Annotated in this window: 23 protein-coding genes and 1 pseudogene; 10 read left to right on the top strand and 14 right to left on the bottom strand. The window is 58.9% G+C overall.

Annotated elements, in window-relative coordinates; genetic code table 11:
• Positions 1–33: 33 nt before the first annotated feature.
• Positions 34–1,108 (bottom strand): annotated as a pseudogene (locus MESS4_RS30685) (MFS transporter).
• On the opposite strand from MESS4_RS30685, the gene MESS4_RS34880 reads away from it, so the two are divergent.
• Together MESS4_RS34880 and MESS4_RS30680 are read left to right on the top strand one after the other, a co-directional pair.
• On the top strand, positions 1,011–1,214 hold the full coding sequence (locus tag MESS4_RS34880) for a hypothetical protein (protein ID WP_244441251.1): 204 nt from the start codon (positions 1,011–1,013) through the stop codon (positions 1,212–1,214). The pseudogene MESS4_RS30685 and the gene MESS4_RS34880 overlap by 98 nt on opposite strands.
• Before the next feature lie 155 nt (positions 1,215–1,369).
• Complete coding sequence (locus tag MESS4_RS30680; RefSeq protein ID WP_006339886.1) at positions 1,370–2,293, top strand: LysR family transcriptional regulator; 924 nt, start codon at positions 1,370–1,372, stop codon at positions 2,291–2,293.
• A 130-nt stretch (positions 2,294–2,423) separates the two neighbouring features.
• Here MESS4_RS30680 and MESS4_RS30675 read toward each other — a convergent pair whose 3' ends face one another.
• Positions 2,424–3,317: a LysR family transcriptional regulator gene (locus tag MESS4_RS30675; RefSeq protein ID WP_006339885.1), complete on the bottom strand. Its 894-nt coding sequence runs from the start codon at positions 3,315–3,317 to the stop codon at positions 2,424–2,426.
• A gap of 182 nt (positions 3,318–3,499) precedes the next feature.
• Here MESS4_RS30675 and paoA point away from each other — a divergent pair, with 182 nt between their 5' ends.
• From paoA to paoC, 3 genes are read left to right on the top strand one after another with little or no spacing between them, the layout of a single operon-like run.
• Complete coding sequence (gene paoA / locus MESS4_RS30670; protein WP_006339883.1) at positions 3,500–4,150, top strand: aldehyde dehydrogenase iron-sulfur subunit PaoA; 651 nt, start codon at positions 3,500–3,502, stop codon at positions 4,148–4,150.
• On the top strand, positions 4,147–5,097 hold the full coding sequence (locus MESS4_RS30665; protein WP_006339882.1) for a xanthine dehydrogenase family protein subunit M: 951 nt from the start codon (positions 4,147–4,149) through the stop codon (positions 5,095–5,097). Before paoA ends, MESS4_RS30665 begins: the two co-directional genes overlap by 4 nt.
• Before the next feature lie 4 nt (positions 5,098–5,101).
• On the top strand, positions 5,102–7,285 hold the full coding sequence (gene paoC, locus MESS4_RS30660) for an aldehyde oxidoreductase molybdenum-binding subunit PaoC (RefSeq protein WP_006339880.1): 2,184 nt from the start codon (positions 5,102–5,104) through the stop codon (positions 7,283–7,285).
• A gap of 386 nt (positions 7,286–7,671) precedes the next feature.
• Here the strand turns inward: paoC and MESS4_RS30655 are convergent, their stop codons facing one another.
• From MESS4_RS30655 to MESS4_RS30640, 5 genes are all read right to left on the bottom strand, one after another.
• A complete protein-coding gene (locus MESS4_RS30655) occupies positions 7,672–8,400 on the bottom strand; it encodes an SDR family oxidoreductase (RefSeq protein WP_006339879.1) in 729 nt (242 codons plus the stop codon).
• A gap of 126 nt (positions 8,401–8,526) precedes the next feature.
• The gene (locus tag MESS4_RS30650) at positions 8,527–9,837 is read right to left on the bottom strand and encodes a sugar ABC transporter substrate-binding protein (RefSeq protein ID WP_006339876.1); all 1,311 of its coding nucleotides are present in this window, start codon (positions 9,835–9,837) and stop codon (positions 8,527–8,529) included.
• A 216-nt stretch (positions 9,838–10,053) separates the two neighbouring features.
• Positions 10,054–10,965 (bottom strand): AraC family transcriptional regulator, encoded by a 912-nt coding sequence (locus MESS4_RS30645; RefSeq protein ID WP_006339875.1) that lies wholly within the window; start codon positions 10,963–10,965, stop codon positions 10,054–10,056.
• Positions 10,965–11,114, bottom strand: a complete 150-nt coding sequence (locus MESS4_RS34170) for a hypothetical protein (RefSeq protein WP_198292822.1) — start codon at positions 11,112–11,114, stop codon at positions 10,965–10,967. The genes MESS4_RS30645 and MESS4_RS34170 overlap by 1 nt, the downstream gene beginning before the upstream one ends.
• A 609-nt stretch (positions 11,115–11,723) precedes the next feature.
• Positions 11,724–12,995, bottom strand: coding sequence for an aspartate aminotransferase family protein (locus tag MESS4_RS30640; RefSeq protein WP_006339873.1), 1,272 nt, complete (start codon positions 12,993–12,995; stop codon positions 11,724–11,726).
• A gap of 691 nt (positions 12,996–13,686) precedes the next feature.
• Here MESS4_RS30640 and MESS4_RS30635 point away from each other — a divergent pair.
• Positions 13,687–14,040, top strand: coding sequence for a transposase (locus tag MESS4_RS30635; RefSeq protein ID WP_036242647.1), 354 nt, complete (start codon positions 13,687–13,689; stop codon positions 14,038–14,040).
• Positions 14,041–14,173: 133 nt separating this feature from the next.
• On the opposite strand, the gene MESS4_RS30630 is transcribed toward MESS4_RS30635, so the two are convergent.
• Complete coding sequence (locus MESS4_RS30630) at positions 14,174–14,632, bottom strand: hypothetical protein (RefSeq protein ID WP_006339869.1); 459 nt, start codon at positions 14,630–14,632, stop codon at positions 14,174–14,176.
• 57 nt (positions 14,633–14,689) lie between these two features.
• On the bottom strand, positions 14,690–15,292 hold the full coding sequence (locus tag MESS4_RS30625; protein WP_036242645.1) for a hypothetical protein: 603 nt from the start codon (positions 15,290–15,292) through the stop codon (positions 14,690–14,692).
• Between the two features lie 117 nt (positions 15,293–15,409).
• Between MESS4_RS30625 and MESS4_RS30620 the strand changes: the two genes are divergently transcribed.
• Positions 15,410–15,916: a helix-turn-helix transcriptional regulator gene (locus MESS4_RS30620; RefSeq protein ID WP_244441247.1), complete on the top strand. Its 507-nt coding sequence runs from the start codon at positions 15,410–15,412 to the stop codon at positions 15,914–15,916.
• Between the two features lie 291 nt (positions 15,917–16,207).
• On the opposite strand, the gene MESS4_RS30615 is transcribed toward MESS4_RS30620, so the two are convergent.
• Together MESS4_RS30615 and MESS4_RS30610 are read right to left on the bottom strand one after the other, a co-directional pair.
• Positions 16,208–17,233: an alpha/beta hydrolase gene (locus MESS4_RS30615; protein ID WP_006339864.1), complete on the bottom strand. Its 1,026-nt coding sequence runs from the start codon at positions 17,231–17,233 to the stop codon at positions 16,208–16,210.
• Positions 17,223–18,836 carry a hypothetical protein gene (locus MESS4_RS30610; RefSeq protein WP_036242688.1) on the bottom strand — a complete coding sequence of 538 codons (1,614 nt, stop codon included), beginning with the start codon at positions 18,834–18,836 and terminating at the stop codon, positions 17,223–17,225. Before MESS4_RS30610 ends, MESS4_RS30615 begins: the two co-directional genes overlap by 11 nt.
• Positions 18,837–18,950: 114 nt before the next feature.
• On the opposite strand from MESS4_RS30610, the gene MESS4_RS30605 reads away from it, so the two are divergent.
• The gene (locus MESS4_RS30605) at positions 18,951–19,442 is read left to right on the top strand and encodes a hypothetical protein (protein WP_036242643.1); all 492 of its coding nucleotides are present in this window, start codon (positions 18,951–18,953) and stop codon (positions 19,440–19,442) included.
• 127 nt (positions 19,443–19,569) lie between these two features.
• Entirely contained in the window at positions 19,570–19,914 is a 345-nt protein-coding gene (locus MESS4_RS30600) for a hypothetical protein (RefSeq protein WP_006339862.1), read from the top strand.
• On the opposite strand, the gene MESS4_RS33850 is transcribed toward MESS4_RS30600, so the two are convergent.
• From MESS4_RS33850 to MESS4_RS30590, 3 genes are read right to left on the bottom strand one after another with little or no spacing between them, the layout of a single operon-like run.
• Positions 19,911–20,075: a hypothetical protein gene (locus MESS4_RS33850; protein ID WP_157385713.1), complete on the bottom strand. Its 165-nt coding sequence runs from the start codon at positions 20,073–20,075 to the stop codon at positions 19,911–19,913. The genes MESS4_RS30600 and MESS4_RS33850 overlap by 4 nt on opposite strands.
• Positions 20,072–20,620, bottom strand: a complete 549-nt coding sequence (locus tag MESS4_RS30595; protein WP_006339861.1) for a hypothetical protein — start codon at positions 20,618–20,620, stop codon at positions 20,072–20,074. The genes MESS4_RS33850 and MESS4_RS30595 overlap by 4 nt, the downstream gene beginning before the upstream one ends.
• Positions 20,617–21,219 (bottom strand): hypothetical protein, encoded by a 603-nt coding sequence (locus tag MESS4_RS30590; RefSeq protein ID WP_006339860.1) that lies wholly within the window; start codon positions 21,217–21,219, stop codon positions 20,617–20,619. The genes MESS4_RS30595 and MESS4_RS30590 overlap by 4 nt, the downstream gene beginning before the upstream one ends.
• An 87-nt stretch (positions 21,220–21,306) precedes the next feature.
• Between MESS4_RS30590 and MESS4_RS30585 the strand changes: the two genes are divergently transcribed.
• Positions 21,307–21,960: a lytic transglycosylase domain-containing protein gene (locus tag MESS4_RS30585; RefSeq protein WP_081609903.1), complete on the top strand. Its 654-nt coding sequence runs from the start codon at positions 21,307–21,309 to the stop codon at positions 21,958–21,960.
• Positions 21,961–21,973: the final 13 nt, after the last annotated feature.

The raw sequence follows: 21,973 nt of genomic DNA, 5'->3' as shown, positions 1-21,973 counted from the left end.
GGGGGGCCGTCGGTGAAAGTTGGTCATGTATCGTCATGGCTGAATGCTGCGGTTGACACGCCAAGCCGCCACCGCAAGGAGCGATGAACCGCACAGCAGGCCGGCGCTCAGCGCGAAAGTGCTCCACCAGCCGACAGCGTCGAAAAGGAAGCCGCCGGTTGCCGCGCCAGCCGTGATTGCAAGCTGGATCACGGCCACCTGCAGGCCGCCTCCAGCCTCGGCATCGTCGGGCATGGCGCGGGTCAACCAGGTGCCCCAGCCTACGGGTGCAGCGGTGCCAAAGAAGCCCCAGGCAGAAAGCAGCAAGGATACGAGGATCGGGGCTGCACCGAATAAGACCAAGCCAGCTGCCAGGAGCGCCATGATGATCGGAATGACTATCAGGATACTGAAGAGCCGCTTGTTCAGCAGGTGACCGATGCACCAGGTTCCAGCGACGCCGGCCAGTCCCATCACCAGCAGTATTGCGGACAGATCCGCGATGTCGAGTTGGGTAACCTGTTCGAGGAACGGACGCAGATAGGTAAACAGCGCGAACTGGCCCATGAAGAAGAACAGGATGGAGGCCATGCCCAGCGCGACATGAAGGCGTCCAAGCAGCGTAAAGACATTCGCAGTACCCCGGTCGCGCCGCGGCGCCAATGCAGGCAGGCTGATCCACTGCCAGACCAGCGCCAGCAGGCCGAGTGGGACGACCATGAAGAAGGCTCCCCGCCAGCCGACATAGGCGCCAAGGAAGCTTCCGAGCGGGGCCGCAATCGTTGCTGCGATGGCATTGCCAGCGTTCAGCAGGGCAAGGCCCTTGGGCACCAGATCGGCCGGCAGTAGACGCATCACGGATCGCCGTGGACATCGACCAGAAGCCGCCGATCGCCATCCCGAGCAGCGCCCGGCCGACCATCAGGAAAGCGTAGTCCGGCGCGAATGTGACGGCGAGGCCGGAGACGACAAGCAGCCCCGTGAATGCCAGGACCACGATGCGTCGATCGATACGGCGGGTGAGACCTGCGATGAAGAGGCTGGTCACGACCGCGAAGGCGCCCGAGATCGAAATCGCCTGGCCCGTTTGGCCGGCGGTAATCCCTAGATCGGCGGCGATCGGCGACAACAGGCTGACCGGCATGAACTCGGACGCGATCAGCACCGCAACACAAAGCGCCATGGAAATCACGGCGCTCCAGGCGGAGCGGGAATTCGTCAATTCACTGTCATAGGTCACGTCCATTGCCGCTATCCTTGGTTCGGCGGGATGACGCCCCTCACCGATCGGCCGTCGTGACAGGAAGATATGTAGCGCTACTCGTTGGACAATCCGTGAAATCTGCATGAAGTTATCGATCTGTGATATGAATTGTCGAAGGAGGCGCCCTTGCAACGTGAGGAAATGAAGGACTTGCTCTGGTTCCTGGAGGTCGCCCGTGAGCAGAGCTTTACCAAGGCGGCGGCCAAGCTCGGTACTTCGCAATCAACGCTCAGCCTCACCATCAAGCAGTTGGAGGCACGGCTGGGGGTGAGGTTACTCGCGCGCACCACGCGCAGCGTGGCGCCTACCGAAGCAGGCGAGCGCTTGTTCCGCTCGCTTGCGCCACGCATTGAGGAGATTGATGCCGATCTTGCGAGCCTAACGGCATATCGAGACACACCTTCGGGAACAGTCCGCCTGACGCTTTCCGACCATGCGCTTCAGACTACCGTCTGGCCAAAATTATGTCCGGTTTTGAAGAACTATCCCGATATCCGGGTCGAACTTTATAGCGACAATGGCATGCGAAACATCGTGGAGGAGAGGTACGATGCCGGCGTGCGGCTTGGCGAAAGCATCGACAAGGACATGATTGCCGTGCGCATCGGCGCGGACTGGCGCATGGTTGCGGTTGCATCACCGCAGTATCTCGCGCAGCGATCGATTCCGGTGACCCCACAAGACCTCGTCGGGTATGATTGTATCAATCAGCGGCAAGCGACTGCCGGGGGCCTCGCCGTCTGGGAATTCGAGAAGGACGGTCGTGAGTTACGGGTGCGCGTCGAAGGGCAACTGACCTTCAACACGTCATTTGCCATAATCGACGCAGCCCTAAATGAGTACGGCATCGCGTTTCTTCCCGAAGATCTCGTCCGCGATCATGTCGTTGCGGGACGGCTAATATTGCTTCTCGACGACTGGAGTGAACCCTTTTCCGGCTACCATTTGTACTATCCAAGCAGGCGGCAGATGTCTCCGGCGATGACAGTGATACTGGAAACGCTACGGTACAAAAGCCCCAGTGCAACGGGTCCGAAGGCTGCGCGCTAGAGCAGTTCCCTCGAACCAGTCGAGCGTAACGACACCGTGGGGGCGCCGATCGTAAAGCTGGCTCGCTGGCTCCAGTGGGGGGGCCAAAAGCCGCCATTCATCGCTCGGGCATCACCCAACCCCACATCTTTTAGTCGCGGTACTTCAATCGATCGATCACTAGACGCAGCGCTGAACTGACTTGCCGTCGGCCAGAATAGAATAGATGGAAGCCGTCGAACGGAGGACACCAATCCGCAAGAACGCGGCGGAGGCTGCCCTGCTTGATTGCGTCACGCACTTCGGGTTCGGTGACGAAAGCGATGCCATGGCTTTCCTTCGCCGCCTCGATGCAGATGTCGCTTTCGCTGAATATGAACGGTCCGGAAACCTTTTTGACGATCTCCATACCGTCCTTTTCGAACTCCCAGTCATATGGTGGCGCACGGACGTTGAAGCGTAGCGCTAGACAATCGTGAGTATCGAGTTCCGAAGGATGTTCCGGGACACCGTGCTCTTCGAAATACTTCGGAGTCGCAACAGCCGCCATGCGCAGTTGCGGCCCTATCTTTACAGCAACCATGTCGGGGCCGACGAATTCTCCCAGTCGTATTCCTGCGTCGAATCGATCCTCGGTAAGATCGGCGAGACGGCTTTCCAGACTGAGCTCGATCTTTACATCCGGATAGTCGCGGACAAGTTGTGAAAGGATCGGCCACAAGGCAGTACGTGCTGCGGTCTTGCTTAAGGTCAGCCGCACCAGACCACGCGGGGCATCGCCAAGAAGGCGCAGCTCCTCCATACGAGCATCGATCTGACCGAAGCTGGGTCGCAGCGTCTCAAGGAGCTTCTCTCCAGCCTCAGTCGTTGTCACGCGCCGCGAGGTGCGGTTCAACAGCTTCTGTCCGACCGACGCCTCCAGGCGGCGGATTGTATGGCTGACTGCAGATTGAGAGATTCCCATTCGCGCAGCGGCGCGTGTGAAGTTGTTCTCTTCCGCGACAATCAGAAAAACTGCCAGATCGCCCAGTTCCTCGCGTTTCATTCATGAGCCTTCGACATTGTTGGGCACACCATAGCGGCTCAACCCCACCTACCCAATCAATAAATCATGAACTGAATTCATCCTTGGTATGAATAAGATGAGGGTGGTTCCGTTGCCTTACCCACTTACCTTTCTCTGGAATGACGTGAAATCCGCGCAAAATCAGACAGGAGAGAGCATCCGTGGCTCCACCCATCGAATTCGAGATTTGCCGAAGGACGCTTCTGGTCGGCACAGCTGTATCAGCCGCAGCAGCAGCAGCCGGTTTAACCGGACCGGCTAATGCGCAAACTGCCCGCAACGGTCTTCCCGTGGGACCCCAGCGGATGTCTGTGTCGCTGAAGATAAACGGCGCGCAACGGACCCTTGAGCTTGATAACCGGACGACCCTGCTCGACGCGCTGCGGGAGACCATGCAGCTCACCGGCACCAAAAAGGGCTGCGACCATGGCCAGTGCGGCGCCTGCACCCTCACAGTGAATGGCCGACGCGTCAACTCCTGCCTCAGCCTCGCGGTCATGCATGAGGGGGACGAGGTCACGACGATTGAAGGGATCGGTACGCCAGGGGATCTCGACCCGATGCAGGCCGCTTTCGTCGAGCACGATGGCTTCCAGTGCGGCTACTGCACGCCGGGCCAGATCTGCTCGGCCAAAGCGGTGATCGAGGAAATCCGTGCCGGCATCCCCAGCCATGTCACCGGCGACCTGACTGTGCCGATCAAGGTGACCGATGAGGAAATCCGGGAACGGATGTCGGGCAATATCTGTCGCTGCGGCGCCTACTCCAACATTCTCGCAGCAATCACCCAGGTGGCGGAGGAACGGTCATGAAAGCCTTTTCCTACGAGCGCGCCGCAAATCCGGCCGCCGCCGCGGCGCGGGCTGCCCAGGTTCCCGGCTCGAAATTTGTTGCTGGCGGCACCAATCTTCTCGACCTGATGAAGCTGGAGATCGAGACGCCGGTACATTTGATCGACGTCAATGGGCTTGGGCTCGATAAAATCGTTGAAACTCCCGAAGGCGGGCTGCGCATCGGTGCGCTCGTGCGCAACACCGATCTGGCTGCTCACGAACGTGTCCGCCGAGATTACGGTGTCCTTACGCGAGCGCTTGTCGCGGGCGCCTCGGGTCAGCTGCGCAACAAGGCGACAACCGCAGGCAACCTCCTGCAGCGCACCCGCTGCCCCTATTTCTACGACACTGCCCAACCCTGCAATAAGCGTACTCCCGGCGCTGGCTGCGCGGCGCTGGGCGTAGGTGCCTTCTCGCGTCAGCTCGGCATAATCGGCACCTCCGACGCTTGTATCGCGACACATCCGTCCGACATGGCCGTCGCGCTGCGGGCACTCGATGCCGTGGTCGAGACTGTGACCTCCGTGGGAGCGACACGCAGAATTCCTCTTGAGGAATTCTACCGCCTTCCCGGCGACACGCCAGAGCGCGAGACGGTGCTCATGGAGGGCGAGATCATCACCGCGGTCACATTGCCTCCGCCAGTCGGAGGCCGCCACGCCTACTACAAGGCGCGCGACAGGGCCTCCTACGCGTTTGCGTTGGTCTCGGTGGCGCTGGTCCGCCAGGCCGACGGGGCCGGCCGCGTCGCGCTCGGCGGCGTCGCGCCAATGCCGTGGCGTGCGGCGGAAGCCGATGCCGAGCTGCCGAACGGCGCACACGCCGTCATGGCGCGTCTGCTCCATGGTGCGCGGCCGACCGAGGAAAACGCCTTCAAGATCACGCTGGCCGAGCGGACGCTGGCCGGCATGCTAGCCGAGGACTAAGCCGATGGAATTCAATGAACCTGCTGGCCAGAACATCTTCGACCGCGCCACGATTGTCGGGAAGCCGCACCAGCGGATCGAGGGTCCGCTGAAGGTCACTGGAACCGCACCGTACGCCTACGAGCGCCACGACGTCGTCGCGGGCCAGCTTGTTGGCTACCCTGTCGGCTCTACCATCGCCAAGGGCCGCATCACTTCGATCGACGCCTCGGTTGCCCGTTCGGCGCCAGGCGTCGTCGCGGTGGTCACCACGCTTGAGATTGACCCACTGCCGCTGGGGTTTCTGAACGTCGCAAGGCTGTTCGGAGGGAACGAGGTGCAACACTACCACCAGGCTATTGCCGTCGTGGTCGCCGAAACCCTGGAACAAGCCCGCGCGGCCGCCGCGCTTGTGAAGGTGACCTACGAGCAAGAAAAGGCGGATTTTGATCTCGACGCGGCGTTTGAGCGTCTCCAGGGCACTGGCAAGCCGAGCACCGATGTCGGCGATTTCGACACCGCGTTTGCGAACGCCCCGGTGACCTTGGATGAGATGTATCGCACACCCTCTCATTCCCACGCGATGATGGAGCCGCATGCCTCGATTGTTGACTGGTCGGACGGCGACCGGCTGACGGTCTGGACATCGAACCAGATGATCAACTGGAACCGGGGATCTCTGGCCACGACCTTCGGCCTCGATAAGGAAAAAGTTCGGGTGGAGAGCCCGTATGTCGGGGGCGGCTTCGGCGGCAAGCTTTGGCTGCGGGCTGACGAGGTGTTGGCCGCGCTCGGCTCCCGTGCCGCCCGCCGCCCAGTCAAGCTTGCATTGCCGCGCCCCTTCATGATGAACAACACGACGCACCGCTCTGCAACGGTGCAGCGCATCCGGCTGGGCGCCACAAAGGACGGAAAACTGACGGCAATAGGTCATGAGGTAGCTTCGCATACCCTGCCGGGCGGAAGGGGCGAGGACGCCACGGCACAGACCCCCTATTTCTATGCCGGTGCCAACCGGCGGATCATTCACCATCTTGTTGATATGAACCTGCCGGAGTCTTCAGACATGCGCGCGCCAGGCGAAGCATCAGGACTGATGGCGCTAGAGATCGCAATGGACGAGATGGCCGAGAAGCTCGGCATCGACCCGGTCCGGTTCCGTATCCTGAATGACACCCAATTGAACCCGAGCGACCCCAAGGTTCCCTTCTCGGAGCGGCATTTCGTGGAGTGCCTCGAACGTGGCGCCGAGGCATTTGGTTGGACCAATCGCAACAAGACGCCCGGTAGGAAACGCGACGGAACTTGGCTGATCGGGCACGGCATGGCCGGTGCCTATCGCGGCGGCCCGACACTCGACTCCGGGGCGCGGGTGCGTCTGAACGCCGGCCGGCTGGTCGTCGAGACCGATATGACCGATATCGGCACCGGATCTTACACGATCATAGCGCAAACTGCGGCGGAGACCATGGGCCTGCCTATGGATGCGGTCGAGGTTCGGCTCGGCAACAGCGCCTATCCGGTCGCCTCGGGCTCCGGGGGACAGTTCGGTGCGGCCAGCTCCACCGCAGGCGTCTACGCCGCCTGCCTGGCCCTTCAGCGTCAGATCGCCAAACGGCTGGACGTGGAGAATCCACGCTTCGAGAATGGCCACGTCCGAGCCGGCAACACGGTGGTGTCCTTGGCTCAGGTCTCGGCCGACCAGGAACTGGTCGCCGAAGACACCATGACTTTCGGAGATTTCAAGAAATCCCTTTTACTCGCGACCTTCGGCGCGCATTTCGTCGAAGTTGGGGTCCATGCCGGCACCGGCGAGGTGCGCGTGCGACGGATGGTGGCGGTATGTGATGCAGGCCGCATCCTGAACCCGGTGACCGCCCGCAGTCAGGTCATAGGCGGCATGGCGATGGGCGTGGGTGCCGCCCTGTCGGAAGAGCTCGCCACCGATCTCGGACGCGGGTTCTTCGTCAATCACGATCTTGCCAGCTACGAGGTGGCGGTGCACGCCGACATCCCTCATCAGGAGGTGATTTTCCTCGATACGACCGACGCGTCCTCAACGCCGCTGAAAGCCAAGGGCGTCGGCGAACTTGGGCTCTGCGGCGTTGCAGCCGCTGTCGCCAACGCAGCCTACAATGCCACCGGCATTAGGGTCCGGGACTATCCGATAACGCTGGACAAAATGATCGAGCGCCTTCCGGCGGTCTGAACGACATCCGACAGAATTAGGTTAGCGGCAGGCCAATCAGGCAAGGGCTGCCGGGCACCTATAATTCGCCCTAGGCCCTCGCCATGGCGACAAGATCGTTGCCGATTTCGGGACGATTCGCATCGCCTTCGCCTGATCGCGGCTATCTGATCTCGTCCCTTCGCTCGCGAAGCAGCCAAGGACTGTCTGGTAACGATGAGTATTTGGATTGCGGAACGGCCGCCATTGCCGAAAGCGATCGTCCCTTGACTGATTGTCTGAAAAGCGCGGCCGTGCAAAGTTGTGGCAGCAACACCGAGATCGACCCACATGGGCCGGCAGCGGCATGTCTGCTCCGGGCGAGGCGTGATGTCGGAAAGATGTGCTGCCGGCGGACGTCCAGGACCTCAGAGATCAAAGTTGGTCGGCATCATCACCACGTCGCGGATCGTCATGCCCCGAGGGCGCGTGAGCATGAAGGTGATCACATTTGCCACTTCGGCTGCTTCAAGCAGGCTTCCTGATTCCCTGGCTTCCTTCAACTTCTCCGGTGGCCAGTCCGCGAGCAGCGCGCTGATCACAGGGCCTGGCGAAATCGACCCAACCCGGATGCCGTACTTGAATACCTGACGCCGAACCGTCTGCACAAAGCAGTTGATCGCCCATTTTGACGATGCATAGACCGGCTCCCATGGCGTCGGAAAATGGGCGGCCAAGGAGCTGGTGACGATGATGTCCCCCGTCCGACGCCCGATCATATGAGGCAGCACATCGTGCACATTCTTCATCACGACGTTAATGTTCAGGTTCAGCATCCGGTCGATGGCACCCGCGTCGGAGTCGACCAGGTCACCGCCCACATAGGTGCCCGCATTGGCATGAAAGATATCGAGCTGACCTGCCGTTTCCAGAACGCGCGGCATCAGTGTCGCACAGTCCTTGGGGTCGAGAAGATCGATGACAATCGGGATGACCGAGTCTCCATGCTTGGCCTGGAACGACTGGAGGGCCGCCTGGTCGCGATCGATCGTCACCACGCGCGCGCCTGCTTCTAACATCGCCTCCGTACTCGCCAGCCCTATACCCGACGCAGCCCCTGTGACGGCGGCAATCTTGCCTTCCAATTCTCTCGCCATGAAATCTCGCCCTATCTAGCTGGATCTTGCGGGACGATAGCAAAAAAAGAGACCGCCCGAACTGGGATTCGGGCGGCCCCTTTGCCGGCTACAATGGGCAACCGGCATTCGGCACCGGGAGGAGCCTTACTTGATATAACCACCCTCGGTCATCGCCGCGGTGGCGGCGTCCTGGGCCTGCTTCAGGGCATCGTCGACGCTCGACTGGCCGGCAAGTGCCGCCGAGAAGAGCTGGCCGACGGTGGTGCCGAGACCCTGGAACTCAGGGATGGCGACGAACTGGACGCCGACATAAGGCACCGGCTTGACGGTCGGATGCGTCGGATCGGCGGCATTGATCGAGTCCAGCGTCATCTTGGCGAAAGGCGCCGCCTTCTGGTACTCGGCATTGGCATAGAGCGAGGACCGTGTGCCCGGAGGAACGTTGGCCCAGCCTTCCTTCGAAGCGACGAGTTCGGCATAGTGCTTGCTGGTTGCCCAGGAGACGAACTTCTGAGCCGCGTCTCCTTTCTGCGTGCCGGCGGGAATGGCCAGCGACCAGGCCCACAGCCAGTTGCCGCGCTTGCCGAGACCGTTGTCGGGAGCGAGCGCATAACCGACCTTGTCGGCGACGGTGGAGTTCTTTGGGTCGGAGACGAAGGACGCAGCGACCGTGGCATCGATCCACATGCCGCACTTGCCCTGCTGGAACAGCGCCAGATTTTCGTTGAAGCCGTTGGACGAGGCGCCCTCGGGACCGTCGGCCTTCATCAGGTCGACATAGAACTGCAGCGTGCTCTTCCACTCGGGCTGATCGAACTGCGGCTTCCAGTTCTCATCGAACCAGCGGGCACCGAAGGAGTTCGACATGGCGGTGAGGAAAGCCATGTTCTCGCCCCAGCCGGCCTTGCCGCGCAGGCAGACGCCGTTCACGCCATTGGCGCGGTCGGTCATCTTGTCGGCGGCTTGCTTGATGAAGTCCCAGGTCGGCGCGTCAGGCATCTTCAGGCCAGCCTTCTCGATCAGGTCCTTGCGGTACATGACGAAGGAGCTTTCGCCGTAGAACGGTGCCGCATAGAGCTTGCCGTCGACCGACAGGCCGCCGGCGATGGCCGGGATGATGTCCTTGACGTCGTAGTCGTCGCCGAGCTTGTCGAGCGGCAGCAGCCAGCTTTGCTTGGCCCAGATCGGAACCTCGTAGGTACCAATGGTCAGCACGTCGTACTGGCCACCCTTGGTGGCGATGTCTGTGGTGACGCGCTCGCGCAGCACGTTCTCTTCGAGCGTGACCCAGTTGAGCGTGATGTCGGGATTAGCCTTGGTGAAGTCGTCGGTCAGCTTCTGCATGCGGACCATATCGCCGTTGTTGACAGTCGCAATCGTCAACGTTTCGGCCGACGAGAAATTGGCCATCGCCAGTACTGAGCAAAAGCCCAGCATAATTGTCTCGAATTTCATGTGTCTCTCTCCCACGGTTCCAGCAGCCTAGTTCTCCTCAAACCTTTGGTGGCTGCCGACAAGGACCATATCGCCGCCAACCCTGGCTCTCTACAGCCCTACGTGCCAACCAGTGATACTTTCTTGTCCTATTATTATTCAGAATAGCACGTGAGCGATGGCCAACCTTGCGCCGACACCCCCCTTTTGCAATCCGATTATCGGCGACGCGAGCGTTCACGGATACTTGGCCATGTTTCGGTCTTGGAGATACACCCTCCTATATTCGCTGGGCGTGCATCCACGAAGGAGCAGGAACCGCCGGTTAAAGTTCGAGATGTTTTCGTAGCCGCATTCAAACGCGATGGTCGACACCGTTTCGTTCGTTGTCGCCAGGAGGGCGCAGGCTTTGCTTATCCTGAGAAGGGTGATGAACTGTGCATAGTTTTGGCCGACCCGTTTTTTGAAGAACCGGCTTAGGGACGTCTCGGTCATTTCGCTGATCTCGGCGGTCCGCGCCAGCGAAACATCACCCATCAGATTGCTCTGGATAAATGAGAAGATGGCCTGCATTTTCTGCAACTCTTTGCTCCTTATGCTGGACATACGCGTGCCGGAAAGAATCTGGTACTCCGGCGTCGCGGCCATCTCGGCGAGTAGAGAGAGGAAGGCCCCAAACCGTTTTGCGCCGGACAGATTTCCCAAGTCTTCCATTGCGGACGCGAATGCTACGGCCACGGTCGGAGTAAACCGGACGCCACTCGCCGCGCGCTCCAGAAGGTCGTTTATGGCGGAGATTTCGGGGAAGATCGTTGCCGCTCCATCCATCGCCTTGGCGTCGAACTGGATCACGAGGTCGCGACCGACGATGTGTTGGCCGGGGCTGCAGTGCGAAATCCAGTCATGTGGTAGCCAGCTGCCGACGATCGTCAGGTCCCCTGGCATGAACTCACCGACGAAGTCACCGATCAAGGCAGTTCCCGAGGATTGCCGGATGAGATGGATTTCCACTTCCGGATGGCAGTTCCACACCGACCTGCGCCACGGATAATCGTCGATACGCCACACAAAGCTCTCACCTGCTACGGGAACGATGCGCTCGAACTGCGGCGACTGCAGCCGCGCCAAGTTGTGACTGGTTTCCCTCATCAAACATCCTCCGCCATCTGGCTCAGATCAGGCCGGGGCGCGCAGCCCTGCAGAAAGGTCGCGTCGACTTGGACAATAGAGTAGGCCATGTCCGGGACGAACCAGTCATCAAGGCACCGGGTGAACGCGGCACTCGCCAGATGCTGCATCACCCTATTATCCCAGACATAGGCCAGCCTGCAGCCCTACAGAGCAGCCGCGACCATCAGCTGTTGGTCGTTGAGGGTGATCGGCCCGCGAACCTCGACGTCGATCTCCTCGCTACCTTTTCGAACTGCCAACTATATATTGCACCGCTTCAAAAGCGATATCTAATGCGAATGACCAAGGCGTTGAAGGTCGGCCTAGTGTGGAGCAACACCTATCGGAGCTACAGCTATATGATGCCCGTAGGAGGCACAAAGCGGTCAGGAGTCGGACGAGACGCGTTAGAGAGTCGCACGCGTTGATAGATGGCATTCAATTCGCCTTCCGCTGGCGGTGCTCACGAGAGCATCCCGGGAAGGGAGAAGATGCGTTCCGGTATCCCAGTCGAAACTATTCTGCATTGTCGCTCGGCGGCTTTGCGCAGGGCCTTGGGTCTTGCTAGATTTGCGAGGCCGTACGCCTCCGCTTCTAGATAGGGCCTTGCGTACGGAATGTGCATGATCGCTATCTCGGCATCCAGGCTCGCAAATGTCTGAACAAGGCGGTAGGCGACGGAAAGTCTGAAAGGTCGTCTCAGCGAACTGGTCCGCGGTCTAGTCGTTTTTGGTCACTCAAAAAATGGAGGTCATGGCGTTGTCGAGTGCATCGAGAACGCGGTCGATGTCGTCGTTGGACAGCGCAAGCGAGAAATAGAATGTTCCGTGGGTCAGGACGCCGCGGCTGACAAGTCCCGTCGTAAGTTTCCGCTGCATTCTCAGATCACCCGACACGCTGCTGCGGTAGTCTGTGACGGGAATGTCCGTGAGCACGATCTGTGACAATGGCCCCGAGCCGATCGCTTGGCCGGCTACTCCATGTCTCTGGAAAATTTCAGACGCTCCCGTACGGAATCGGTCACCTATCTCGTTCAGTCGTTCATAGGTCCCGGGGCGAGAAAGGACCTTGAGCGTGGCGATGCCGGCCGCCGCGGCGATAGGGTTGCCGCATGCCGTGCTCCCAGTGAAACACTTCCGCGGATCGGCGGGACTGCGGGGATTGGCCAGACGGAGAATTTCTTCGCGTCCGGCGACAGCCGACAACGGCATGCCGCCACCGATCACCTTGCCGTAGGCCGCGAGATCCGGTGTGACGCCATACCGTTCTTGTGCTCCGCCCCAGGCCAGGCGAAATCCCGTAACGACCTCATCGAAGATCAGCAGAATTCCGTTAGCATCGCAGATCGAGCGAAGTCCTTCGAGGAAGTCGGGCTTTGGATCGATGCAGCGCTGTTGCGCCTCTACGATTATGGCTGCAACCTCGTTGCAGGCACCCGCCAAAATCTGATCGACAGCCTCAAGGTCATTGTAGGGAGCAATCAATACTTCGTCTTCAAGCACCTTGGGGATACCGGCGCTGTCAGGCCGTGCGGCTGGAAAATTGGGGAACGGGCTCGCCGGCGACATGCTCATCAGGGCGTAGTCATTTCCGCCGAGAAACCCGCCTTCAAACTTGAGGATTTTTGATCGACCCGTAAAAGCGCGCGCCAGTCGCATAGCGTACAAAAAAGTCGCATCTGATCCTGTCACACCGTATTTGATCTGCTCCGCACAAGGGATCGATTCGACAAGGGTTTCCGCAAGTTCGATACCCTTCTCGTTCAGCAGGTAGAAGTTCGAGGGGCATTCGACCGCGCTTTTCAAAGCCTCGACGACTTCAGGATGGGCGTGGCCGATCAACATCGGGCTCGATCCGTTCACGCAGTCGATGTATTCGGTGCCATCGGTCGAATAGACCTTGGAGCCTTTTCCGGTTTTGACAACAAAGTCGACCTCTTCATCCAGGACATAAGTAGTGAAGGCTCCGCCGGGTATTGCCCGGCGCGCACGGGCTAGGATCTCGTTCATGGGGCACGATCTTTGGGTTTGAGTTGGCGTCGTGCGCGGTCTCAACATTTCAAACCAAGCGGGGCAACACGGAAGACCTGAGGCTTGTTGCGGTTTTTCCGAAGCAAGCGATCGGTGTCGTAAGAACTGTGGCATTCCTTTGGAATGCGATAGACCCGCAGAGTTGAATACCGCGGCAGCAGTGACCAGGCGACCCTTTGAATGCAGTGCGCCGGTCGCGCAACATTTCGACGCTTGGCCCTATTGGTTCGAGAGATTGGCTTCAGTGCCTATCGACAGAACCGGAAGCAGGCAGGACCCTCCGCCGAGCAAGCCAAATTGAATGCTCGATACTGAGCGCGACGCCTTGCCGAACGCGCCCTCTGATTTGCATGGCTGTCGCCATCGTACAGGTTATGAGAAGACCGGCCCATCGGCTGACCAGCCATACCAACGGTCGGGATCGACCATGATTGCGCGTTCTGGCTTGTCCGGCTGGGGGATAGCAGAACCAATGCCACCAAAGTTTGGCAAATTGGGCATTGCAGCGTTCGACGGCTTCCAGGATAGGAACGCCGTCCATGACAATCAGATGGCTGATTGCCGGCGGGTGATCCGTACGCCCCCGGCGAGGGCCGCCTTGCGCAAGCATGGCACGGTAGCCAGGCTGCGCTCTTAAAATCGTTCTCACGAGCTTAGTTAGCAGCACAGCATGAGCCATGTGACGTTGTTGACCGGGCCTGAGCGGCGTCGTCGTTGGAGTGAAGAGGATCAATGCCGGATAGTGGCCGCGGCATTCGCGCCCGGGGCCGCAGTGGTGACGGTAGTCCGTCAGTACGATGTCGCGACCAGCCTTATCTATAAGTGGCGGCGCACGGTGAGAGCCCGCGAGACGGGCTTTGCCGAAGTTGTCGTGGTTCCCGCTGAGCCTGTCGCCGCTTCGGTGCCTGTGGCGCCGCCCGCGGTGATCGAGCTGGAGATCGCCGGCAAGGTGCGGCTGCGGATTCCACCGACCACGCCGCCGACTCTGGCGGCGGCGATGGTGAAGGCGCTGGGCGTTTCATGATCCCGGTTCCGAGCCAGGTGCGGATCTGGTTGGCCGTCGGCCGGACCGATATGCGTCGCGGGATGCAAGCCGGCGCCATACACCTTGCTCTTGCCAACGGCCTTCGCTACCTTCCCCTCCGCTCTCGGCGCACTCACTTGTGCGGCATGCAATAGACCCCCTCGGATTCCATCAGTACCGCGCCACCCTTCAACTCGCTCAGTGCGCCGACCCACGCTTCCGAAAAGGTGCGGCTGGCATCGACGGCCGTCAGCCAAAGAACCCGATTGTCGGCCAGTTCGACCTTAACCTCTTGCTGCAAAGGGCTTGCCTGCACGGTCTGTTGATAGTGGCGTTTGATCCTGACACTGCTAGCCGGGAACTCAGCTTCGTTGCTGCCGTAGTTAAGCACAAATCCGATGTGGTCCTCAGCCACCGAGCAACTGCCATCACGCTCGCACACGATTTTGGCAGCGGTCTTGCAGTCCCATTTCAGTGAAGCGGGCCACATAGGATTGTCCACGTTTGATCGCGGCTTGTCGCTCTGACCAGCCGCCGTCAACATAGCGCCTGTGTTCAAAATCACAGTGGACAGGAGAAGCGCCTTGAACACTACAAACCTCCTTGAATTGTCACCCCCATAGTGCCTCGTCCTGCGTGATCGCCTGGCTCATGGCATGTTGAGATTGAACCAGCTTTTCTGGCGCACGCCCTTCGCGTCATCATACTCGATGAACCAGGGCTTTCCGCGCATCGGTCGAGGGATGGTGTAGTAGGTGGGGCCATTACCCAGGGAATGCCCTCGATCGTTTCCCGCGGTCTGGATTGTTGTCGCAACCACCTTACCGTCGATTTCGATTTGGACCGGACGTGACCCGTCTCCATGATGCCCGCCGAGGGCGTTGTTTTTGAAAACAACGGGCGAGGAGAGCCTATCGGCCGCGATGCGGCAGATGTTCCGTTCTTGACCTAAGCCCGGCCGATCGGATTCGGAGCTGCCAACTGCTTGCCAGCCAGACGGACAATCCTCATACTTCTCAAATCTCGCCGCGCTGGAGTTGGCTTGCGGACAGGTCGGCCAATTAAAACCCGGGGCTTCCATCGCCGCAATCAACTTGTAGATTGGCGGGTGGCACGAGGGGGTGCCTTGCCAGTCGCCGGAAAGACATAGGAGGACCTGACAGCCCCATTCCGAGGCTTTTGATTGGGATGGAAGAGCTGCGGCGCCCGCGATGGCGACGGCACCCCCTAGTAGGAATTTGAGTATGGTCATAGCCTTTTCCTCGCTGCAGATTTGACAGTTTACTATGGATGATCCGCGCGAAAAAGGACAGGTCGAAAAGGCAGGTTTGTGCGACTACATCGATTTATGAAACGAGACGACGGAGGCGTGGTCAACAACCCGTTGCGCGCCAACATTGCACTGACGCTTGAGCGGGAGAGAGCCAGACGCGGCATATCCCATATGCACATGGCCGAATTGTTTCGGACCGCCGAGGGCGAAAAACTGGCCTATCGAACCTACATTCAGACTGTGCGTCAGAAAAATAATGTCACATTGACGACGCTGCAGATCATGGCAAACGGCTTGCAAGTGTCTTTTGCAGGACTGCTCGCCGGCGGTAAGAAAGTTCCGGAGTGGGCGCATCGGTTGGACGACAATGCGATCCGCAAGCGGCTGGCCCACATCATCGATATTGAGCGACAACGACGTACTTTGCACCGCTATGAGATGGCTGAGCTCATCGGCGTGGCGGAGGCAACGTATATGAAACTCGAACGCGCGAGCGGCAACATCAGCGTGGACACGATTGCCGCGATCGCCAAGGCGTTGAAACTTGATCCAGCGACCTTCCTCTTTTCCGAAAAGATCCCGTCTGGCAGAGCCGACACCTAGCCGGCCCACGAGTGTTCCTAAAGGGCCCACTATTCGCCCCAGCCGGCGCCGCTCATATGCCCTGCCGGTCAGGCCCGGCGGCCGACTAGCGCTCCTAGCCTGGTGTGATTGCCGGCGCGCGTAGAGAAGAAGGGTGTAGTGGCCTTTTCGACAATTGCCGGTGTCATGCCTGCGCCGTTGTCGGCCGCTTCCAGGGGTCGGTTCCGGTAGGGGGCGACCCCAGATTCATCACTTTCGTGTCGTGATGCCTACCAGAGAATTTGCTTCTGAACTGACCGGCCAACGCCAAACTCATGCTCGCCGAGCCGACTTGTCAGCACACGACAGAAACCGCTTCAAGCTCAAACCGGCCAACAAAATGTATGGCGGCAGGGCGAGCGAATAATGACCACAGTTTAATTCCAAGATATTTGGCCTAGCTCCGGCGTCCTTCAGCCTCTGCATGAACCTCTCCGATAGCTCTGGCAACACCACTTTGTCTCTCTTAGCCAACACAACGTGAAGATCGAGATCAGGCCGTGCCAAACTATGTGCATAATTCTCCAAGTTAAGTGGACCCCAGGCCCTTCCGAGATCGGTCAGCTCAATCTCAGGCTCGAGGCTAGCACGTATCAATCGTGTCGCGCGACCCGTCCAAACCATATCCGCTAGACTCCCCGCCGTCAGAAACAACGAGGCTTTTGACACAGCCGAGTCGTGCGCCGCGAGCACCCCCGCAACCCAGGAGCCTAAGCTCATACCGAGAACCGAAATCTCTCGATAGCCTTCGATCTTCAACCAACGTATGAGTTTTCGCCCATCCAACACTGCCTGCCTTACAGATTGGATCGTTCGACCGAGATTAGGGCTAAGCATATAGTCGGCGTGCACGGAGCCGGGACGGCTGCGCTCGAAGTGATAAGGCATAGCAATCTCGACAACCGTGATGCCACGTTGCGAGAAAAAGTTGGCAATCTGACGATTCCGGGAGCTTGCATTCCAATGGTGAAAAATCACCATCGCCTGATCGAACGACCCGCTTTCTGTGATTTTCGCCGAGACGACATTGTTCTGTTCGACATCAGTAGAAACGTCCGATGGAAATTTGAGCCACCCATCTAGCCTTTCAAATCCCTGATCACTCACATTCGGGTCATCGAAAAAGGCTGGATCAGCCACGGCTTGGTCCGCAAGGGCACAGAATTCCTCGATACTTGTTATCTTATTCGCACCTGGAAAGGCGCGTTCCGCGTCAAGGGCGAAATCCGTTGGTTTCTTCCCTTCCTCACCGCGTCGCGCCCGCCGCTCATCCCAATGATCAAGCCAACTATGATACACTCTGATTGTTTCCCAACTTACTCGCTTGCCATCGCCCTAACCCTGGATCAAACAGGCCGTATATTGCGAACAGCACTCCAACGCCCAGAAGGATCGAAAAGCCAGCAAATGCATCGATCAGCAAGTAGCCAGCCACGAGTAACGCCACGATCGCCGACATCCTCCACAAAGACATACAAAACCGAAGTTCGACACCTAAACGGATGGAGCCGTACAGAAATACAGCACAGGTCGAAATAGCGATAAGAAGGCTACTGTAATGGGTCGGCCTGCGGTAGCTGATCCCGGCGCTCACATCATTGCGCCCATAGAAGGCGGAAGACATATCGCCGACCAACCAAGCCACAATATTCTCTCCACGCGATGTCAGGTAAGCACTCTGGAGCTTCATGACTATGGCGATCAGAAGCCCCAACACAGTGCACCGAAAAATCGCACGCATAACCCTGAGGCTGGCTTCATGGAGTTCGTGTTGATAATCAACCTCCAGCCGATTACTCGCTGCTTCTCCAATAATCCAAAGATCATGGATCACAGTATAAAGCAAAATGAGGCCTACGAAGAACAGATAAAAACAGAGGCACATATACAGGTAAGCGAGCCCCGTGAATACGATCGCTTCCGGCACCGATATAACTTCAGGGCGCACAATCGCTAACGAGCCCCAATCCGTCGCATAGTTGCCACCACCTTTGAGCAACGGCATTAAAGACACGCCGATCCACTGAAAAAGACCTGCGAATACCACACAAATCAAAAAAACCGCCCAATATGAATACGAAGAAGCTTGTACGCTGCGCGCCCAGGCATCGTCGCTTTCCATCTTGTCGCCCTGCGCTACAAGCTTTGGGCGGCCTTCATCTTTCCAAAAGGTCACCAGCTCGGTCACGAAGGCAAAAAACAGTGGCAAAAATACCATGAAGACGAATGTCCAATTCGCTGTCCAAAGAAACCCAACCTGCTTGACGACGCCATCCGCCCGGCCATATGTCACGCTGTGAATCCCCGTAAGATACGACAAAAACCCAAGAGCGGTGACACCCGCAAACACCGACGCCGGTAAATTCAGGGGAGATCCGCGACTAAAAAACGCCTCCGATTTCCTCGCTAAACTAAAACGCCGGCTCGGCCCCTTGGCGTCAGAATCCCGTGTCAGCTCTGCCAGGGAGTCTGTCTCGTCATCGAAGGTCGCAGTCAGTGCCGTATCTGGAATCTCCTGTGCAACGCTGCTTCCGGCTCTCTTCCATTCTCGTCTCTTGGCCGATAACCGCGATTGCGCCGCACCAAGCTCCATCTGCCATTCGCTAGTTGCGACCAGATCATCGCATCCAAAAATCCTCGCCAGCCAACGAATGTTGGCAGTGCTAATTCCCTTCTCGTTCTCTTGAAACCAAAGCTGCACCGTTCGCAGATCGACCCCAACCCGGTTGGAATCAATCTGTGAAATCGCCTCTGCAAGGAGCTCGGGCGTCCATGGGCCAGCAGGAAACCCGTCTTTGCCTAACAGTCGACCCGCGCCCGCCGCCGCCAGTCGTTTGAATAATTCTTTGAAATCACTCCCGTCTCTCGGCGGAGGGAGAAATAACTTTCCGTTCTTAAACAACAACTTATAGGCTCTAGTTTCGTTCCGCTTCGCTAGGCTTCGTATCCTATCGTGCCTTCGTCCTCAATCAACGTTTTTGTCAACTCGATTTTGGCCGGCACGGGAGATGATCGAATGACGGGCGAACTGCTGGAGAGGCCGAACACGGTTGCGTGGGAGATGTTTCGCAAACGCCCGGCCAAGGCACTGAACTGCCCGGATCGGTCGCAGGGCGGGCGCCACCTTTACGATGCGGTGATGATGTTAAAAAAATCCTGGTGTTACAGACTTTACGGACTGTCAGATGAGCAGGCCGAGTTCAGATCATGGACCGGCGCACCTTCGGGCGGTTCCTTGGTCGTCTGGATGCCGGCGACAGGGTCGACGCGGGTTGCTGGCCAGCACCAATACCGGCGCCGAAGGCAGCCGATGCCGAAGAATATCGAGCAGGGCAACCGGACATGCTTCCGAACCCGTGCCCGTGTCGAGCATCCTTCGCCGAACAGAAGGACCGCATGGGACTGTTCGTCCGCACCATCGGCTGGTCGCGGCCGCGGCAAGGTCAAAATCGGCGTGGGCAATTTCGCCTACAATCTGAAACGTTTGTCTGGTGGCAGGGTAGTGTGACCGCATGAGCGAAAAGTAGGGGAAGCCAGGGCTTCGGGAGCCTGAGAAGCAGAGGGATGAACCCATCCCTGTTTTTCTCGCCTCCCCAGGTATCGTTTACGAATTGTCATGAGCGTGGAGCCGGTCGATGCCCATTCAAGTCGTCTGTAACAACGGAGTGATGGAAGAGGCCGATGGGGTCGCGAATCTGCTCGCGGCGCATCGTCAAGCAGTCGCCATGGTTGAACGTCTCGGCAAGCGATGGATGAGGGCCGAAGGGCCGGACGAGACCCTGATCGGCCGGCGATTGGATTCGGTCATGGCGGAAGAGGCTATCGCGCGTCGGCGCGCGGCCGCTGCGCCGGTGGCCGATGTCGTTGAGATGAAAATGAAGGCAGCTTATTTCCGTCGGCTGTTGGGGAACGACTGGTGCGAGGTTGATGCCGACGATTTTCGCGCGTTGCTCGGTTCTTTCGCGAAACTGCGGTCCTAGAAGAAGAACGCTGAAATCCATGAGGCCACGGTATTCCAGGCCACGTAGATTCCCGCCGGCACCAAGATGATCGCGATGAATGCGATAGCATCGCCGATTGCGCCGTCAGTGCGTCCTTCCACGGGATAGTAATATTCGTGCGCCTCATCGTCGTGCTTCATTGTTGTATCTCCGACCGCTTGTTTAGCAGTAGCTGAACAGGATGCTGAAACGTCGTGCCCCACAGACCTGTGCGTTTCATCTTAGCGCTGATTTCCGCGACGAGGTAGCTCTCATTGACGGCTTTGCCCTTTGCTGTCGTTGCCGCAAACGCGTATCCAGTCGCTATGAGCGCTGTGCCAACGTCGATTGTTTCGCCATTCATCTGCGCGCCGCACACGACAAAGACCGCTTTATCGAGGGCGTAGCCGATTGGCTGGCATGTCACCGCCGCGCTATCGAACAGCGCAGCAAGGTGCGCCAGCGAGATGTTCCCGCAATCGAGTTTGTTCCCATTTGGCTGTTCAGCCGATGTGCCGCGAAGACATGACTGCACGCCATAGAGGCGGAAAAGGTGGTCTCCGTCACGCCAGGTATCTCCGGTCAGCAGTTGAGCCGATTTCGATACCGCGAAGGGCCTTGGCGCGGCAGATTCGGATGCACCCTGAGCCTGTGCCGATGCGCACAAACCAAAAGCGGCCAGCACTGCAAAGCTCGCCTGTTTCATTCCTGGAACTGTCCACCGAGGTCGGCGGAGTGCTCCAGATCGGGGCGCAGCGACTTGCCGTCCTTGTTGCGTCCGATTGCGGCCATGTCGAAGAAAACCATTTCGTCATCGTCGTAGGCGACGTTGTACGGGTCGTTTGTATTGCCCGCACCGACGAGAGAAAAACACGACACGGCGTCTGGTTCCCCCTCCCTGCTCTGCAGCACAAGCGTTTTGCAAAGCACGACAGAAGCACGATCGTTGTAGATTCCTTCTTCATAGTCCTGCGCGGCCTTCGTGCAGTCCCACTCCTGCGCCTTGTAGGTAATCTTCGGTTTTGGGCAGGCTGCGAGGCCACGCAGTCGATAGGCCACGCCGTTGATGACGCGCTCGGTCGCCGACAGCACCCTCACCGGCGAGCTGAGGGCGGCCGCATCGCGCTTAAAGAGCGCGCCTTTCGCATCGTAGCGCTCATAGACGAATACCTTCTCGCCCGGCTTGGCAAACTGGAGCAGGTAGTGTTCCGACGGCTGCGCGAAGGCGCTTGGGGCGTCGGCGCCGGCAGCATAAGCCGCGGTACCCTGGAGCAGCAAAGCCGTGCAAAGGGCAATCTGTTTCATCGAAATCCGTCCCTGCGGTGCATATGGTGTTGACACTTTACTAGGGCTGCGTGTAGCCATAGTAAAGTGTTAAATTTTGGCGACAGTATGAACACTCAAACAGCTCTTCTGTTGACCCTCTGTGCTGCTGCAATGCCGTTGCAAGCGCACGCCCGGGATCTGGCATCAGACCGCGTCGCAGTAGCCTTTGCAACGCCGGCGCACGCCCTTGCCGCGGTCGGCGCACAAAGGCCGGAGGCGTGTAAAACCGGAAATCGTGCAGAGGTCTCTCAACTTGTGCGTTCAATCGCGCAGGACGAAGGCTTCGACGCCGATCTAGCCGAGGCGATTGCATGGGCTGAAAGCGATCTCGGCGCCAGTCAGGGTCCGTCCAAGGCCGGAGCCCTTGGGATCATGCAGTTGATGCCGGGCACCGCGGCCGATCTCGGCGTGAGCGACCGTTGCGATACGCAGGCGAATGTTCGGGCTGGCTTGCGCTATCTGAAGTCACTCTATGACGAGTTCCAGGATCCGCTGCTGATGCTGGCGGCGTATAACGCCGGGCCGAACAGCGTCTACAAGGCGCAAGGGATTCCGGTGAATCCGGAGACCGCGGAATACATCGTGAAGATACTGAACCGCTGGAAGTTCGGCGGTGTCGTGAAGAAGTCGGTCGTGACCAAATCCGAAATGCTCGCGGCCGCTCCGCCAGCAAGTGAGGACGCTTGGCAGGATGGTCATGTCGTGGATTTCGGCAACTGAAAGGAGCCAAAGG

This window comes from Mesorhizobium sp. STM 4661 (genome assembly GCF_000359125.1).
Lineage (GTDB): Bacteria > Pseudomonadota > Alphaproteobacteria > Rhizobiales > Rhizobiaceae > Mesorhizobium.
This window is presented reverse-complemented; position numbering and strand designations above follow the sequence as displayed.